Origin of the sequence: Gordonia sp. UCD-TK1, from assembly GCF_001691435.1 — a bacterium.
Classification (GTDB): Bacteria; Actinomycetota; Actinomycetes; order Mycobacteriales; family Mycobacteriaceae; genus Gordonia; species Gordonia hongkongensis.
This window is the reverse complement of the sequence record NZ_LZMP01000046.1, coordinates 149,594-165,216: the sequence shown is the minus strand read 5'-3', so window position 1 is coordinate 165,216 and position 15,623 is coordinate 149,594. Positions and strand designations below refer to the sequence as shown.

16 protein-coding genes are annotated in these 15,623 nt (G+C 69.2%); 4 read left to right on the top strand and 12 right to left on the bottom strand.

All coding sequences use genetic code 11. The features are described 5' to 3' along the window. Window positions 1–22: 22 nt before the first annotated feature. The 3 genes from A9310_RS20650 (at window position 23) to A9310_RS20640 (ending at window position 2,128) form a co-directional block, all read left to right on the top strand. Window positions 23–805, top strand: a complete 783-nt coding sequence (locus A9310_RS20650) for a TVP38/TMEM64 family protein (RefSeq protein WP_065632185.1) — start codon at window positions 23–25, stop codon at window positions 803–805. Window positions 806–887: 82 nt separating this feature from the next. Further along, the gene (locus A9310_RS20645; protein WP_065632184.1) at window positions 888–1,493 is read left to right on the top strand and encodes a hypothetical protein; all 606 of its coding nucleotides are present in this window, start codon (window positions 888–890) and stop codon (window positions 1,491–1,493) included. Next, window positions 1,490–2,128: a hypothetical protein gene (locus tag A9310_RS20640; RefSeq protein ID WP_065632183.1), complete on the top strand. Its 639-nt coding sequence runs from the start codon at window positions 1,490–1,492 to the stop codon at window positions 2,126–2,128. Before A9310_RS20645 ends, A9310_RS20640 begins: the two co-directional genes overlap by 4 nt. Before the next feature lie 7 nt (window positions 2,129–2,135). On the opposite strand, the gene A9310_RS20635 is transcribed toward A9310_RS20640, so the two are convergent. The 3 genes from A9310_RS20635 to A9310_RS20625 all read right to left on the bottom strand — a co-directional run bounded on the left by A9310_RS20635 (window position 2,136) and on the right by A9310_RS20625 (window position 4,752). Then, window positions 2,136–3,368, bottom strand: a complete 1,233-nt coding sequence (locus tag A9310_RS20635; RefSeq protein WP_065632229.1) for an SPFH domain-containing protein — start codon at window positions 3,366–3,368, stop codon at window positions 2,136–2,138. 45 nt (window positions 3,369–3,413) lie between these two features. Then, on the bottom strand, window positions 3,414–3,842 hold the full coding sequence (locus A9310_RS20630; protein WP_065632182.1) for an NfeD family protein: 429 nt from the start codon (window positions 3,840–3,842) through the stop codon (window positions 3,414–3,416). A gap of 82 nt (window positions 3,843–3,924) precedes the next feature. Beyond that, window positions 3,925–4,752, bottom strand: coding sequence for a DUF3097 domain-containing protein (locus A9310_RS20625; protein WP_065632181.1), 828 nt, complete (start codon window positions 4,750–4,752; stop codon window positions 3,925–3,927). A gap of 149 nt (window positions 4,753–4,901) precedes the next feature. On the opposite strand from A9310_RS20625, the gene A9310_RS20620 reads away from it, so the two are divergent. Then, entirely contained in the window at window positions 4,902–5,756 is an 855-nt protein-coding gene (locus A9310_RS20620; protein WP_065632180.1) for a serine/threonine protein kinase, read from the top strand. Window positions 5,757–5,919: 163 nt separating this feature from the next. Here the strand turns inward: A9310_RS20620 and A9310_RS26665 are convergent, their stop codons facing one another. From A9310_RS26665 to A9310_RS20575, 9 genes are all read right to left on the bottom strand, one after another. Next, a complete protein-coding gene (locus A9310_RS26665; protein ID WP_368072724.1) occupies window positions 5,920–6,264 on the bottom strand; it encodes a hypothetical protein in 345 nt (114 codons plus the stop codon). Window positions 6,265–6,716: 452 nt separating this feature from the next. After that, entirely contained in the window at window positions 6,717–7,841 is a 1,125-nt protein-coding gene (locus tag A9310_RS20610) for a ferrochelatase (RefSeq protein WP_065632179.1), read from the bottom strand. Then, a complete protein-coding gene (gene inhA / locus A9310_RS20605; RefSeq protein ID WP_065632178.1) occupies window positions 7,838–8,677 on the bottom strand; it encodes an NADH-dependent enoyl-ACP reductase InhA in 840 nt (279 codons plus the stop codon). The genes A9310_RS20610 and inhA overlap by 4 nt, the downstream gene beginning before the upstream one ends. Window positions 8,678–8,765: 88 nt before the next feature. After that, window positions 8,766–9,500, bottom strand: a complete 735-nt coding sequence (gene fabG1, locus A9310_RS20600; protein WP_065632177.1) for a 3-oxoacyl-ACP reductase FabG1 — start codon at window positions 9,498–9,500, stop codon at window positions 8,766–8,768. Window positions 9,501–9,587: 87 nt separating this feature from the next. Further along, window positions 9,588–10,556 carry a VWA domain-containing protein gene (locus tag A9310_RS20595; RefSeq protein ID WP_065632176.1) on the bottom strand — a complete coding sequence of 323 codons (969 nt, stop codon included), beginning with the start codon at window positions 10,554–10,556 and terminating at the stop codon, window positions 9,588–9,590. Window positions 10,557–10,560: 4 nt separating this feature from the next. Next, complete coding sequence (locus tag A9310_RS20590) at window positions 10,561–11,499, bottom strand: DUF58 domain-containing protein (RefSeq protein ID WP_065632175.1); 939 nt, start codon at window positions 11,497–11,499, stop codon at window positions 10,561–10,563. Continuing rightward, window positions 11,489–12,688 (bottom strand): MoxR family ATPase, encoded by a 1,200-nt coding sequence (locus A9310_RS20585; protein WP_065632174.1) that lies wholly within the window; start codon window positions 12,686–12,688, stop codon window positions 11,489–11,491. Before A9310_RS20585 ends, A9310_RS20590 begins: the two co-directional genes overlap by 11 nt. Before the next feature lie 185 nt (window positions 12,689–12,873). After that, the gene (locus A9310_RS20580) at window positions 12,874–14,388 is read right to left on the bottom strand and encodes an NlpC/P60 family protein (RefSeq protein WP_065632228.1); all 1,515 of its coding nucleotides are present in this window, start codon (window positions 14,386–14,388) and stop codon (window positions 12,874–12,876) included. A gap of 372 nt (window positions 14,389–14,760) precedes the next feature. Further along, complete coding sequence (locus A9310_RS20575; protein ID WP_065632173.1) at window positions 14,761–15,372, bottom strand: DUF6676 family protein; 612 nt, start codon at window positions 15,370–15,372, stop codon at window positions 14,761–14,763. Window positions 15,373–15,623 lie beyond the last annotated feature (251 nt).

Here is a 15,623-nt window from a genome sequence, read left to right as displayed (position 1 = left end):
GGGCCCAGCGTAGAGTGTCCGGGTGCCCGATCGATCCACTGTCAGCGAGGATGTCGCCGGCCCGACCGCGGCCGACGCGGAGATCGCGGACGCGGCGAGCGCCGGAGACGGTCACCCGCCGACGTCGGGCCGTCGTCGGGCCGATCGACGGATCCTGCGCCGGGCTCTCGTCGCCGCCGTGCTCCTCGCCGCCGTCCTGGCCGCGTCCTACTTCGTCCCGCTGCCCTCGATCTCGAGCGTCCGCGACTGGGGCGCAGATCTGGGACCGGCCTTCGTGTGGTTGTTCTTCCTCGCCTACGCGGTCATCACCATCGCCCCGATCCCACGGTCGACGTTCACGGTCATGTCCGGGATCTTCTTCGGACCGCTGGTCGGTTTCGCGGGGGCGATGATCGCCTCGTCGGTGGCGGCGGTGGCAGCCTTCGTCCTGGTCCGCCGAGTCGGACGCGACCGCGTGCAGCCGTACCTGAAGGCACCGGTGGTCCGTGCCGTCGAGTACCGGCTCGAGCGTCGTGGCTGGTTGGCGGTCGGGTCGCTGCGGTTCATCGCGGCATGCCCGTTCTCGGTGGCGAACTACTGCTCGGCACTGTCCTCGGTGCGTCTCGTGCCGTACGCGATTGCCAGCATCCTCGGCATGGCCCCCGGCACCGCGGCGGTGGTCATGCTGGGCGATTCCCTGACCGGTGACACGCATCCCCTCCAGCTCGCGGTCACCGGCGGCCTGTTCGCGATCGGCATCGCCGGTCTGGTGCTCGACTCCCGCCTGCCGGTCTCGTCGTCGAACGCGACAAGCGCAGCGACTTGATCCCCGGGGATCAAGTCACCCAGCGCGATCCCATCCAGTCAGGGGACTTGATTCACCGCGATCAAGTGCATAGCCTTGAGTGATGTTCGTACTCACCGTCGACCAACGCGGGAGTCGCCGCGACATCGACCGGGTGGACGCCATCCTCACCGCTCTCGCATCGGTCCAGACCGTACGGGCCTTCGAACGTACCGCGGGCGACGAGATCCAGGGAGTCCTCGCCGATCCGGTGACGGCCGCCCGACTGGCCGTCGAACTCACCGCCGAGGGTCACTGGAGTGTCGGCATCGGCGCCGGACCGGTCGACGAGCCTCTCCCCCCGTCCACCCGGGCCGGGCGCGGGCCCGCCTTCGTCCACGCTCGCGACGCCGTCGAGGCCGCCAAGCGGCAGCGGGTCCCCCTCTGTGTCCGCGGCCCGGAGACTCGCTGGTCCCGTCACGCCCAGACGGCCGGCCGTCTCATCGCCGATGTGATCACCGCGCGCAGTGCCGCCGGCCGGGAGGCGGTGGAGCTGATGCGCCGCGGCCTCACCCAGGTCGAGGCCGCCGCCGAACTCGACATCACGCCACAGGCCATGAGTCAGCGGCTGCGGACCGCGGCATGGGATCTGGAATCCGATTCCCTCGGCCTCGTCGCCGACGCGCTCGCCGAGGCCGACCGACACAGCCCGTCCGGAGGATCGGCATGACCACCGCAGCGATCACCCTTCTTCTCCTGACCGCGCTGGCGACGCCGACCTGGGCGCTCGCGACGCGGAAGAAGCGCAACCACGCGCCGGTGTCCGTCGTACGCAGGCTCGACGTCATCGGAGCCGTCGTCCTGCTGGTCCTGGCCGGGGTGACCGCCGTCCTCGCCGCCGTGGCCGCGCCCGCCACGGGCTTCCTCGCCTCGGCCGTCCCGGTCGTCGCCGCGCTCGCGGCGGTCACCGGCGGCGGACCCGTGGTCCGGACGGTCCTCGTCGCCGGCGGGGTCGGCCAGCGCACGGGGCCCGGACCCGATCCGGAGGGGTCGCCGGATGACGGATCCGGGGACGACACCGACGCGCCCGACTCCCCGGCGCCCGCCCCGGCCGACCCGGCCGACCCAGCCGAAGCCGGGCCGTTGCGCGGCGGCCGGGTGATCGGATACCTCGAACGCCTCGCGGTCGTCACCACGTTGATGGCGGGGTGGCCCGAAGGCCTCGCGATCATCCTGGCCGTGAAAAGCCTCGCCCGCTACCCCGAGCTGCGCGCCCCGCATGCGGCCGAGCAGTTCATCATGGGCACCTTCGCCTCGGTGATGTGGGCGGTCGGCATGGCGGGCGTCGAGCACCTCATCCGCTGAGCCGTTCTCAGGTCGTGGGCTCGGCCGGCCCCGGCTCCTCGGGCTGTACGGGCTGGGACCACGCACCATCGGTGAGCTCGGCCGGCTCGGACCCCACCGGCGACGCATGGCGCGACGCGCGCGACGCACGAGCGGTGATCTCGGGCGCGACCGGGGTGCGGGCCACCGCCTCCGCCTCGGCGACGGCCTGGGCGACCTTGGGATCGGAGGCCATCGAGAACCAGTCCTCGGTCTCCGAGTCGTCGATCGGCGAGGGCGGCGAGTCGGCCGGCTCGTACCGGAACACGCCGTCGTCTCCCTGGACACCGAAGGATTTCGCGAAACCCTGGAGGGCCGAACCGAAGTCGGACGGCACCACCCACACCTTGCTGCCCTCGCCCTTGGCCATCTCGGGCAACTGCTGCAGATACTGGTAGGCCAGGAGTTCCGGGGTCGGCTTGGCCGCCTTGATCGCCGCGAAGGTCTTCTCGATCGCCTTCGCCTCACCCTGGGCGTTGAGGTACGACGCGGCGCGGTCGCCCTGCGCCCGCAGGATGCGCGACTGCCGATCCGCCTCGGCCGCAAGGATCGCGGCCTGCTTGGCACCCTCGGCGGCGAGGATCTGCGACTGCTTGTTTCCCTCGGCGGTCTTGATCGCCGACTCGCGCTGGCCCTCGGCCGAGAGGATCGTCGCCCGCTTCTCGCGGTCGGCCTTCATCTGCTTCTCCATCGACTCCTGGATCGACGGCGGCGGCATGATCGACTTCAGCTCGACGCGCGCGACCCGGAGGCCCCAGCGGCCGGTCGCCTCGTCGAGGACTCCGCGCAGCTGGCCGTTGATGGAATCGCGGGAGGTCAGGGTCTCCTCGAGCGTCATCCCGCCGACCACGTTGCGCAGCGTCGTGATCGTCAGCTGCTCGACGCCGGCGATGTAGTCGTCGATCTCGTACACGGCGGCGCGGGGATTGGTGACCTGGAAGTAGACGACGGTGTCGATGGACAGCGTCAGGTTGTCCTCGGTGATGACCGGCTGCGGCGGGAACGACACCACTCGTTCACGGACGTCGACGCGGGCGCGGATGCGGTCGATGAACGGCAACAGCAGGGTGAGCTGGCCGGACACGGTGCGGGTGTAGCGGCCCAGTCGCTCGATGACCGCGGCCTCCGCCTGCGGGATGAGGGCGACGGACTTGACCAGCATCACCACCACGAGCAACACGAGCAAAACGATGACGGTCAGGCCGAAGATCTCGTACTCCATGGTCACCTTCCAGCGTTGTCGTTCGGCGGTGTCGCGGCGGCACACTCAGGCGCGCCACACCACCGCGGTCGCGCCGTCGATCTCCACGACGGTCACGTGGGTTCCGGGTTCGAGCACCTGGGTCGGGTCCATCGTGCGGGCCGACCACACGTCGCCGCCGATCTTGACGCGTCCGTCACGGGCGTCGACCTGTTCGGTCACCACCGCCGGCCGACCCTCGAGCGCCTCGGTGTTCATCAGGACCGCCGGACGGTTCAGCATGTGCTTACGGGCGATCGGACGGACCGCAACCAGCAGCAGCACCGAGACGAGCGCGAAGACCAGCCCCTCGACCCACAGCGGCGTCTCGAACGCGAAATCGACACCGGCGGCCGCGAATGCGCCCCCGGCGAGCATGAGCAGGACGAGTTCGCCACCGAACATCTCCGCGACCACCAGGACGATCGCGGCCGCCAACCACAGCAGGGCGCTCATGGGTCCAGTCTGCCAGAGATGTCCGAACCGCCTTCGGCGCTCACGACGCGGGTGGGCCCCGGTGGGCGTCAGGCCGTGTGCGTCACCTGGGCTCGTCGGCCGCGGTCACGAAATCGATGAGTTCTTCCACCGACCGCAGCAGATCGACCTCGAGATCCCGGAAACTGCTCACCCCGCCCAACACCCGGCGCCAGCCGTCACGAGGGTCCCCCCAGCCGAGCTCGGCACACACACCGGTCTTCCAGTCGGTGCCCCGCGGGATGTGCGGCCACGCCGGGATCTTCACCGACGCCGGCTTCACCGCCTCCCAGACGTCGATGTAGGGATGCCCGCACACGAGGACGTGCTCCCCGACCTCGGCGGTGAGATGTGCTTCTTTGGAACCCGCCACCAGATGGTCGACGAGGACACCGGCCCGGCGATGAGGTGCCGGCTGGAATTCATCGAGTGCCGCCTCGAGGTTGTCGAGGCCGTCGAGGCTGACGACGACCACGCCCTCCGCGCGGAGGTCGTCACCCCACACCCGCTCGAGGAGTGTCGCGTCGTGCACGCCCTCGACGAAGAGCCGGCTGGCGCGCGCGGTCCGCGCGCGGGCGCGAGGGGCGGCTCGCGATCCCGACGCCGTCATGGCCGGCTGCCGCGGGCCTCTGGTGCGYGGCCGTACGAGCGTCACCGGCCGACCGTCGATGAGGAACGCGCCGGGGTGCATCAGGAACACCCGCGTCTGACCTCGCCGGTCCTCCAGCCGGACGAGATCGCCGGCGTAGCTCTTCTCGAGCCCGACGACCGCACCGCAGAAGCCGGTGGCGGCGTCCTCGACGACCAGATCGCGATCCGCGGCGACCTCCGCGGGACGCGGCTTCGCCCGACGGGGCTGGGAGAGCACATCGCGTCCGTAGCGGTCATCCATCGCACACCACCATCTCTCGATCGGTCATCTCGTGATCACGCCGCCGCGATGGACAGGTCGGGCGGCGCACACACCGTATGCCCCGCGGGCCCGCCCGCGGGGTTGCCACGCCCGGCTCCCACCGGCCTCGCCGGTATCCTGGCTTCTTGATGAAACGCAGCCGCCTGCTCTCCGCCACCGTCGCGTGGCCGACGTGCGCCCTCGGCGCGTGGTCGGCCGCCTGGCTCACCGGCCGGTGCTCCCCTGACGACGTGATCGAAGCCCTGGCGGAATCCGCCGACCGGCACCTCCTGCACTGGCCCGACGGCGGGGTCGCCGGGGCCGAACAGAATTCGCCCGCAACGGGTTCGGCGAACGGGGTGCTCGATCTGCTCGCGCTGCTGCGACCCGCTCGACGCCTCGTCGTCCGCCTGCCCTCCACGGGTGATCCGCAGGGACTCCCACCGCATGTCGCGACGTCGGCCGCACTCGGCGCGGGCGAGGTGCTGCTCGTCGACGACGCGGCGGGCGCCGGCACGCTCGCGCTCGTACCGGAGTTCGCCGCCGACACCGCCGATCCACCGTTCGTCACGTGCACGTGGTCGGCCTACCGCTACGACGCGACCCTCGACCTCGGTCATCTCGTATCCGCGGGACCCAGTGCCGGTGATCTGGAATACGAGCTGCGGCAAGCAGTTCGAGAGGCGACCACGATCATCGGCGGGCTCGGCGGACGCCGGTCGGCCGACGCGAGCGACCTCCGTACGGAACTCGCGGCGCTCACCTCGAGGCATCGGGTCGCCCTGCCCCCGCACCTCCTCGACGCGCGCTCCACCCGCCTGATCGACACGGCGGCACAGGTCGAGGCGATCGTCGACCTCGCCGGAGCGCGCAATGTGGAGATCGGCGACAGTGCCGGACAATGGGATTCCGGCGACGCGACGCTCCGGGGCCTCCAGGCGCTGACGCGGACCGCACGGGCGGCGGCGGTCAATCACACGATCCTCGAGCTACTGCGACGCTAGGACCCGGGCCGCCACCGCCGGAAGGTCACTCCCGGAGCCGCGGCGGACGGTCGGACACGACGCCGTACAGATCGAGTCCGTTCCGCTGTTCGGTGGCGAACAACGTCGCCCCCCATTCGTGGACGAACCAGTCCCGCAGCCGAGCGGAGCCGGTCCAGGCGTACTACGGCCGGGCCGCAGAGACACAGAACCGTTCCACTTCGCGCATCATGCGAACGAGAGCGTCGCCACCACGAGCTTCGGGAACAATCGCCGCGATCCGCACATCGACGGCATCCGATGCCGGGGAGGGCAATTGTGGGCTGGCGAGGAACTCGATCAGCCGTTCGCGGAGTCCGGGAATGGCCGCGACCCGGACGAAATCAGCCGGGCCGAGCGGCGGTTCGCCGTCGGGCGACAATTCGACATCGTGGGGATGCCAGATCAGAATTCCGACGAGATGCTCGTTCTGGAAGGAACCCAATATGCAGCCGGCGTTGAGATAAGGCCGCACCAAGATCTCGGCCAACCATTCCCGCAGCGTGAGATCCGGGAGGTGGTCACCCAACACCCATCGATACAACGGAATGTCCTCGACCGCTCGTGCGAGTAGCTGCGTAGCAGGTCGGAGATCAACTGGGATGAGTAGTCGTTCCGCGGTCAACACTGTTGATACACGCGCACAAAGGAGAGATCACGCCGCTGTGGGCTACGTCGTCAACGCAGCCCACAGCGGAAACGGATCTCAGTTGACGGGCTCGCTGCTACCGTCCGCGGAGCCGGTGGAAAGTGTCTCCAGAATCGGTCCGAGGAAATCGATCTCGAGCCTCAGTGGTCCTTCTGCCATGGAAATTTCTCTCTCACGTTCGCACCCCGATTCAGATGCGCGTGCCACGAGAGTTTCATTTCGACTGAGGCGCAGATCACATTATGGACCGTTCCTATATCAAATCGTTATGAAGGCAAACAAAGCCAGTGAATCTACGCGCGGTCAGATGGCCTCGCCGCAGATCTAGGCCGCGCCGCGGGCACACAGCACCGGTCTCGACAGGTGCTGCCGTTGTCTCCGCATCCCATCGCCGACAGGTCGCCCAAGCCCCCGGCGTAGGCCTCCACGAATTCGCCGATCATCGAGATGAACCGCGGATCGGGACCCACGGTGTCGGCGCGGACATAGTCCAGGCCGAGGCGCTCGGCGACCTCCGCGGCCTCGTTGTCGAGATCCCAGATCACCTCGAGATGGTCGGAGATGAACCCGACCGGGTAGACGACCACCCGTCGAACACCCTCCGCGGCAAGGCTCTCCAGATGGTCACAGATGTCCGGCTCCAGCCACGGGATCTGCGGTGGACCCGACCGTGACTGCCAGACCTGATCGAAGTCGGCGACGCCGAGCTCGTCGGCGACCGCCTGCGACGCCGCCAGCACCTGGCGCGAGTACAGCTTCCCGCCGTCGGCCGCCGGACCCGACGCCTCATCGGCCGAGGTCGGGACCGAATGGGCGGTGAACACCAGCCGTGGCGGCTCCTCGCCGGGCCCGAGTGCGTCCAGAGCGCGGCTCACCGCGTCGGCCCCGGCCGCGACGAACGCCGGATGCGACCAGTACTGCGGGAGCTTGCGGAGCACCACCGCACCGTCGGGTTCGCGGCTCGTCGGTTCACGGTCGGCAAGCGCCGTCACCGCCCGGTCGATGTCCTCGTGATACTGCCGGCACCCCGAGTAGCCGCCCCACGCCGAGGTCGGGAACACGAGGATCCGGCGATGACCGGCGCGGTACATCTCGGCCAGGGTGTCCTCGACCATCGGGTGCCAGTTGCGGTTGCCGAAATACACCGGGAGGTCGACACCACGTCGGTCGAGCTCGGCACGCAGGGCATCGATCATCTCGAGGTTGAGCCGGTTGATCGGTGAGACGCCGCCGAAGTGCAGGTAGTGCTCGGCCACCGACTCGAGCCGTTCGCGCGGGATTCCCCGACCGCGAGTGACGTTCTCCAGGAACGGCATCACGTCCTCGGGCCCGTCCGGTCCGCCGAACGACAGGAACAGGACGGCATCGAACGGAGCGGGATCGACGGGCGCGGTGTCCCCCGGTGCTGGCGAACTCATGAGCCGGTGGTCATGCCCTCCGGGAACCAGGTGTTGTGGCTGGCGCCACCGTCGACGTAGACGATGGAACCGGTGGTCGCCGGCAGCCAGTCGCTGAGGAGCGCACACACCGACTTCGCGACGACGGTGGGATCGTCGACGTCCCAGCCGATCGGGGACGCGCCGTCCCAGTACTCGTTGAGCATGTTGAGCTGCTTGGCGTCATCGGTCGCGGTACCCGCGATCGCCTTCGCGGCCAGGGTCTTGATCGGGCCGGCGGCCACCAGGTTCGACCGGATGTTCTTCGCGTTGCCCACTTCGCGCGCCACGTACCGGTTCACCGACTCGAGCGCGGCCTTCGCCACACCCATCCAGTTGTAGTACGGCATCGCGGTGCGGGGATCGAAGTCCATGCCCACGATGGAGCCGCCCTCGTTCATGGCGGGGAGCACGGCGCGGGCGAGCGAGGCGTAGCTCCACGCCGAGATCTCGAAGGCCTTGGCGGCGTCGGGGCCCGGCCCCTCCAGGAACGGCTTGGCCTCGGGACCCATCAAGGTGCGCGGCGCGAAGGCGATCGAGTGCATGACGCCGTCGATGCCCTGCGGCGCCAGCTCGGCGAGCTTCCCGGCGAGCGCGCCGAGATCGCCCTCGTTGGTGACGTCGAGCCCGATGGCCGGCGGCACCTCCTTCGGCAACCGCTTGGCGATCCGGTCGATCAACCGGAGCCGTTCCGGGATGCCGGTGATGAGGACCGTGGCGCCCTGCTCCTGCGCCATGGCGGCGGCGTGGAAGGCGATCGACGCATCGGTGATGATGCCCGTGATGAGGACGGTCTTCCCGTCCAGGATTCCGCTCACGAAGATGTGCTCCTGAGTTCGACGTTGATTGACGTGCCTTACGACTGCGCTGTGCGGGTCAGTAGCCGTGCGACCGCGCTCGGCAGTTTCAGTGCCCCATGCCCATCCCGCCGTCGACGGGCAGGACCGCACCGGAGATGTAACCGCCCTCGTCGGAGGCGAGGAAGCTGATGGCCGCCGCGACGTCCTCGGGCTTGCCGGTTCGGCCGAGCGGGATCGCCTGCTTGGCCATCTCGATGTAGCGGTCCTCCATCGACGCGGTCATGTCCGTCTCGATGAACCCGGGCGCCACGACGTTCGCGGTGATGTTGCGCGAGCCGATCTCACGCGCAATCGAGCGCGCCATCCCGATCAGGCCCGCCTTCGAGGCCGCGTAGTTCACCTGGCCGGGGATGCCGGACATCGCGACCACCGAGCCGAGGAAGATCATCCGGCCCCACTTGGCGCGCTGCATCCCCTTGGTGGCGCGCTTGGCGCACCGGAACGCGCCGGTGAGGTTCGCGTCGAGGACCTTCTCGAAGGATTCCTCGGACAGTCGCATGAGGAGCATGTTCTCGGTGATCCCCGCGTTGGCGACGAGGATCTCCACGGGACCCTGATGCGCCTCGACCTCGGCGAAGGCGCGGTCGACCGACTCCGAGTCGGTGACATCGCACTTGACGCCGAACAGTCCGTCCGGGGCTCCGGAACCGCGGTGCGTCACCGCCACCCGGTGACCGTCGGCTGCCAGTCGCTGGGCCACGGCCAGGCCGATTCCGCGGTTGCCGCCGGTCACCAGGACCGAGCGGGAGGGATTCTGCGCTTCGTTGCTAGCTGCCGTCATGGGTGTTCAACTTATCCGTTCTCGTTGCGGGGGTGACACGCGGTCGGGGGGCGGGGCGCACGGCGGCACACCCCGGACACGTCCGCGTCAGGGCAGCCGGCGGTTGATGGCCAGCGCGGCGAACGCCGACACCAGCGCGAACAACGTACCGGCGACCAGCCACGGCTTCGAATTGTCCCCTCGACGGGTTTCGTAACCGATCTCGTCCTGGAGCTGCTCGTAGACCTTGTTCAACTCGTCGAGGCTGGCCGCGGTGAAGAAGTCGCCACCGGACAGGTTGGCGATCTTGCGCAGCGAGTCGTCGTCGACCGGCACCGGCACCCGGTCGCCCTCGAGTTCGACGGTGCCGGTCCGGGTACCGAAGGAGATCGTGGAGACCGGGATCTTCTCCTCCTTGGCCTTCCGGGCCGCGGTGAAGGCACCCCGCGGGTCGTCGGGGTCGTCCGGGACGGTCTCCTTACCATCGGAGAGCAGTACGATCCGCGCAGGTGGTGCGCCCTCGGTCCCGCCGAGCACCGCGTTCAACGTGCTGATCTGCTGCAGGGCCGCGAAGATGCCCTCCCCGGTTGCCGTCTTGTCGTCGAGCCGCAGTTTGTCCACCGCGACCTTGGTGGCGTTGTGATCCGGCGTCGGCGACACAAGGCTGGCGGCGGTACYGGCGAAGGAGATCAGTCCGAGGTTGATGCCCTCGGTCAGCTCGTCGGCGAACTTCTTCGCCGCCTCCTGCGCCGCGCGGATCCGCGACGGCGACACGTCGGTGGCGTTCATCGACCGCGACACGTCCATCACCAGGACGACGGTCGCCTTGTTGCGCGGCACCTTGCGATCGGCCTGCGGCCCGGACAGCGCGACCGTCAACAGGATCAGCGAGACGATCAGCAGTGCGATCGGCAGGTGCCGCAGACGACTACGGTCCGCGGGCGCGACCGACTTCAGCAGGTCCAGGTTCGCGAAGGTCAGCGCACGCTGCCGCCGCCGGCGCAGCATGTAGACGTACGCGGCGCCGAGCAGCGCCACGACCAGGAGCAGGAGCAACCACCAGGGACTGGACAGCATCGACCTACCCCACCCCCGCCGCGAGACCGCGGCGGCGTTGTGCGACGAACTTGACGGTGTCGGCGATCCACTCCCGATCCGTGCGCAACGTCAGGATCGCGCCGCCACAGCTGCGCAGAGTGCGGTGGACCCGCTGCTGGTGTGCGCGCGCCGCGGCCGCGAAGTCGCGCCGGAGGTCGTCGGTGATCGTCACGTCGTGGATCTCCCCGGACTCCGCGTCGGCCAGGGTGACCTCCCCGATCGCCGGGAGGTCGAGATCGCGGGGGTCGAGGACCTCGACCGCGAGGAGTTCGTGGTGTGCGCCGATGGCGCGCAGCGAGCGCTCCCAGTCGATCGGGCCGAGGAAGTCACTGATGACGACCGCGAGGCCGCGACGGCGCTGGGGCCGTCGGAGCGCCTCGATCCCCGCCTTCAGGTCACCCCGGACGCCGGGCGAGCTGCGTCGCGTGGTGGCGATGGTCTTGAGGAGGTTCTGGGCGTGCGCGCGCCCGGCACGGGCCGGTACCCGCACCACGTCGTCACCGGTCACCACCAGCGCGCCGTGCCGGTTGCCGCCGCCGGTCGTGAGGTGGACCAGAGCCGCGGCCGCGGCGACGGCCAGGTCGCGCTTGGTGCAGTCGACGGTGCCGAAGTCGAGGCTGGCCGAGGCGTCGACGACGAGCCAGGTCTCGAGTTCCCGGTCGGCGATCATCTGCCGGACATGCGGCTGGGTCGTGCGTGCGGTGACCGACCACTCCATCCGCCGGACGTCGTCGCCCGGCTGATAGGCCCGCGCCTCCCCCGGCTCCGAACCCGGTCCGGGGATCAGACCCAGGTGCTCGCCCTGGAGCACGCCGTCGAGTTTGCGCCGCACGGTGAGCTCGAGCATCTTCAGCGCCGCCGTCAGCTGCGCCTCGTCGCGCAGCCCGGCGCCGAGACGCGGTAGGTCCCGATTAGCCGCCATACTGAGGTGAATTCCGGTTCGCCGGGGCCGAATTCGGGTCCATCGGACCGGCGGACTGCGGGACCTGCTGTCCCGCATACCCATTCGGCCCGTGTCCGGGATTGGGCGCGTGCTGCTGTCCGGGCGGGTACTGCCCCTGCGGCACCGGTTGCGCGCCGACCTGCGGCAGTCCGACGGTCTGCAGGACGCGGGCGATGACCTGGTCGGCATCGATCTCGTCGGCCAGTGCGTCGTAGGACAGCACGAGGCGGTGCCGCAGCACGTCGGGCATGATCTCGACGACGTCCTGCGGGATCACGTAGTCGCGTCCGCGGACCAGCGCCAGGGCGCGGGCCGCGGCCACGATGCCCAGCGTCGCACGAGGCGACGCGCCGTAGGACAGCCACGACGCGACGTCGTTCAGGCCCAGCTCGGCCGGCCGGCGGGTGGCGTTGATGACCCGGACGACGTAGTCCACGAGCGCGTGATGGACGAAGACGTTCGCCGCGGTCCGCTGCAGGCGCAGCATCGCGGCGGGGTCGAGAACCTGGGAGGCGGTCGGCGGGACGTTGCCCATCCGATAGACGATCTCGCGCTCCTCCTCCACTGACGGGTAGTCGACGAGGACCTTGAACAGGAAGCGGTCCCGCTGCGCCTCGGGCAGCGGGTAGACACCCTCGTTCTCGATCGGGTTCTGCGTCGCCATGACCAGGAACGGATCCGGCATCGAGTACGTCTTGCCGCCGATCGAGACGTGCCGCTCGGCCATCACCTCGAGCAGTGCCGACTGCACCTTCGCGGGTGCGCGGTTGATCTCGTCGGCGAGCAGGAAGTTCGCGACCACCGGGCCGAGCTCGGTGTCGAACTCCTCGCGGCCCTGACGGTAGATACGCGTACCGATCAGGTCGGTGGGCACGAGGTCAGGGGTGAACTGCACTCGCGAGAACGACCCGCCGACGACGCGGGCGAACGTCTCGACAGCGAGCGTCTTCGCGACACCCGGCACGCCCTCGAGCAAGATGTGTCCGCGCGCGAGGAGACCGACGAGAATGCGCTCGACGAGCTGATCCTGGCCGACGATGACGCGCTTGACCTCGTAGATGGCCCGCTCGAGCAGGGCGACGTCGGCGTCGCTCAGCACCGAGCCGTCCGCTCCTGCCGCCGCGGGATCCCCCGTGGCCGCCTTGCCGAGGGAGTGCGATTCGGTCAACCCGTGCTCCTGTTCCTCTGAACTGCTGTTCCGTCGAACCGCGAGGGCCCACGGGCGGCGCGAACGCGCAGCGCGCAGGCGTCGACCCCGCGTGTCTGTGCCAGCCTAGCCGTGCCGGCTGAAAAGGTGCCAAGAAGACTCGACGGGTGTCGGTCGTTCACAGCTGCCGCCGGAACCACCACGCCTCAGAGCAGACGGACCACGTTCGGCATCGCACCGTTGGTGCGCAGCGGGGACACCTTGACCACGTCACCCGACTGCGGTGCCTCGACCATCTTGTTGTCGCCGAGGTACAGCGCGACGTGCGCACTCGCGTTGGGGCCGTAGAAGATCATGTCGCCGCGTCGCATCTGTGACAGCGGGAACTGCGGTCCCGAGGTGTACTGGTAACCGGTGTAGTGCGGCAGTTCGATCCCGACGCCGGCGAACGCGTAGATCATCAGGCCGGAGCAGTCGAAACCGATCTTGTTGTAGTCGCCGTAGCTGTCGGCCACACCGCCGTCGCGGATTCCCTGCGTCGGGCCGTTCGCGTCGCCACCGCCCCAGGCGTAGGGCACGTTCAGCTGCGAGAGCGCACGGTTGACGGCGATCTCGACGGCTTGCGGACCGCGCAGCCCGGGTCGGACGACGCCGCCCCCGCCCCCGCCGCCGCCGGAGGAACTGCCGAACAGAGAGCCGAGGCTTCCCGAACCGAGTCGCGCACTGAGGGTGTCGCCACCGCTGCTGCCGGTGATGTCCGCACCACCGATGCCGAGCTCGTTCAGCAACTCGGACTGGGGCAACTGCTGCTGCCCGACCAGACCGGCGAGGATCGACGAACCGACGTCGATGGCGAGGCGCGCGGCGGCCTCCGCCGCGACGGCCAGTGCCTGGTTGTCGGTGGCGGGCGTGGCGGGTAGCGCCTTGAGCGCCCCCTCGGCCGACGGTTCCGTCGGGAACAGGTTCGAGAGCAGATCGCTCGCCGACGGCCCCTCGACCGTCTTCTTCGGCACGTATCCGCGAATCGTGTTGAGGCGCTTCTGGACCCGGTCGCGTTCCCCGATCAGGGTGGCCTTGCGCTTCTGCTGCGAAGCGATGGCGGCCTTCGCCTCGGTGACCGCCGCCATGGCGTCGGTCTTGCGCTGTTCGGCGCTCTTGGCCGCGAACGACGCCTGCCGGCGGGTGGCCTCGACGGCGGCGAGTCGGTTGGCCTTCTGGTTGCGGGCCACCTGCAGCCGTCGAATCATCTCCTGCTGCTTCTTGCCGACCTGATCGATCAGCTTCATGCGGTCGAGGACGCCCTGCGGGTCTTCGGAGGCAACGTAGTTCGACATCGAACCCTGCTCGGGCCCCTGCTGGTACGCCAGGCGGGCGAACCGGTCGAACTCCTTCTGCGCGTCGACGACGGCCTTGCTCGATCGGTCGAGTTCGGTGCGTGCTCCACGCGCGGCCACCGTGGCGAGGCGCTGCTGCGCGAGCGAGTTCTGGAAGTCGACGATCGATCGGTTCACGTTCTCCTGGCGGGACGCGAGCGCCTGGTCGAGGTCGGCGATGTCCTGGTTGACCGTCGCGATCCGGTTGATCAGACCGGAGATGGGCGACTCGGGCGTCTTCTTGGGCGCCGCGTCGGCATGACCCGCGCCGACCGCGCAGACGAGTGCGACAGCAAGGGCCGCCGAGACGCGCGCCGGCCATGACGCACCAGTTCTTCCTCGCCTCACCTGGAACTCCTCGCGATTCGCGGGGATCTTCCGATCCCCGGTCCGGCGACCGTCCGGGGTGTCTGAACCCGCGGCGATCACGCACTGCACTTCCGCCACATCGGACCCTGTAGAGAACACAGGCATCACACGCGACATCAGAACCGTACGTCACATCAACCACACGAGAAAACCGTGTTCGCGAATTACAAAGGCGTGATTACCTGCGAAAATGCCGTGAACTGGCGAAAGATCGAACGGTCGTCAAGGTCTCGAATTGGCAACAGACCGGAAGACACGCCGTGAAGGGTCCCCGCCGCGCGAGAACGAGGTGCCAGGAGCCGGGCCCGCCCGCCGCATCGCCGGCCGGCCGAGGCGGCCCTGGCCTGCGTACTACCGGCCGGAAGCGGTCGGCTCGCGACGTGGTGCCGACGAGTCATCCGACTCCGCGGCGGTGGCCCGCACGGGTCCCAGCGGACCGGCGGCCAGGTTCTTGCGGGTGCGGACCTGCCGGAGCCGGGCGAGCACGGCTCCGCCCGCGACGACCAGGATCAGCAGGAGGCCCACGATCGTCCAGTCCACGTTGGGACCGGTCATCGTGTCGATCATCTGTCGCGCCGCACCCGCGGGGTCGGTGAGGGTCAGGCCGTCGGTGGCCTGTTCCTGCACCACCCGGCTGAATTCGGGCGACGAGCTGCCGACCGAGTTGGGGCCGAGCACGATGACGGTGCCGCCGACCTGTTCCTGCAACTGGTTCGCGACGTCGCGGTAGAGAGTGAACCGGGGCTGAACCTGGTCGATGACCACGAAGCTGACGTCATGGCCCTTCGACTGGGCGTATTCGACGACCTCGAGCATGCCGGGCAACTGTTCGGGCGTCGCCCCCGCCACGCCGTCGTCGGCGATGTCCCGCGACAGCTCACCCATGTCGACCCCGACGAGTCCGGTGAGTTCGTTGTTCTCCGCGGGAGCTGCCAGCACCAGCGTCGTCGCCTGCGGACCCATCCGCCACCCCTGCCTCTCGAGATCACCCGGGGTTGCGTGCACGTTGACGGGCGGTATCGCGCCGGCGTCGAGTGTCTCCTCGCCGAACCCCGCCCTGCACCGTACGACACAATGGACTCGTCTGGGTATTCCGGTGTCGGCAGGTCCGATCCGGCGTGTCCCGGCCCGAGCTTGGTAACAGTACGCTCGTACTGTTAGACTGGACGACGTTGTCGCGGGTGGCCCTCGCGGACATCCGATGGTGCCGGCGC

Coding starts and splice junctions, on each gene's coding strand:
- A9310_RS20575 (WP_065632173.1), bottom strand. CDS start 15,372: ATGGGTCCGCAGGCGACGACGCTGGTGCTGGCAGCTCCCGCGGAGAAC.
- A9310_RS20645 (WP_065632184.1), top strand. CDS start 888: ATGTTCGTACTCACCGTCGACCAACGCGGGAGTCGCCGCGACATCGAC.
- A9310_RS20640 (WP_065632183.1), top strand. CDS start 1,490: ATGACCACCGCAGCGATCACCCTTCTTCTCCTGACCGCGCTGGCGACG.
- A9310_RS20630 (WP_065632182.1), bottom strand. CDS start 3,842: ATGAGCGCCCTGCTGTGGTTGGCGGCCGCGATCGTCCTGGTGGTCGCG.
- A9310_RS20590 (WP_065632175.1), bottom strand. CDS start 11,499: ATGGCGGCTAATCGGGACCTACCGCGTCTCGGCGCCGGGCTGCGCGAC.
- A9310_RS20610 (WP_065632179.1), bottom strand. CDS start 7,841: ATGAGTTCGCCAGCACCGGGGGACACCGCGCCCGTCGATCCCGCTCCG.
- A9310_RS20620 (WP_065632180.1), top strand. CDS start 4,902: ATGAAACGCAGCCGCCTGCTCTCCGCCACCGTCGCGTGGCCGACGTGC.
- A9310_RS20635 (WP_065632229.1), bottom strand. CDS start 3,368: ATGGAGTACGAGATCTTCGGCCTGACCGTCATCGTTTTGCTCGTGTTG.
- fabG1 (WP_065632177.1), bottom strand. CDS start 9,500: ATGACGGCAGCTAGCAACGAAGCGCAGAATCCCTCCCGCTCGGTCCTG.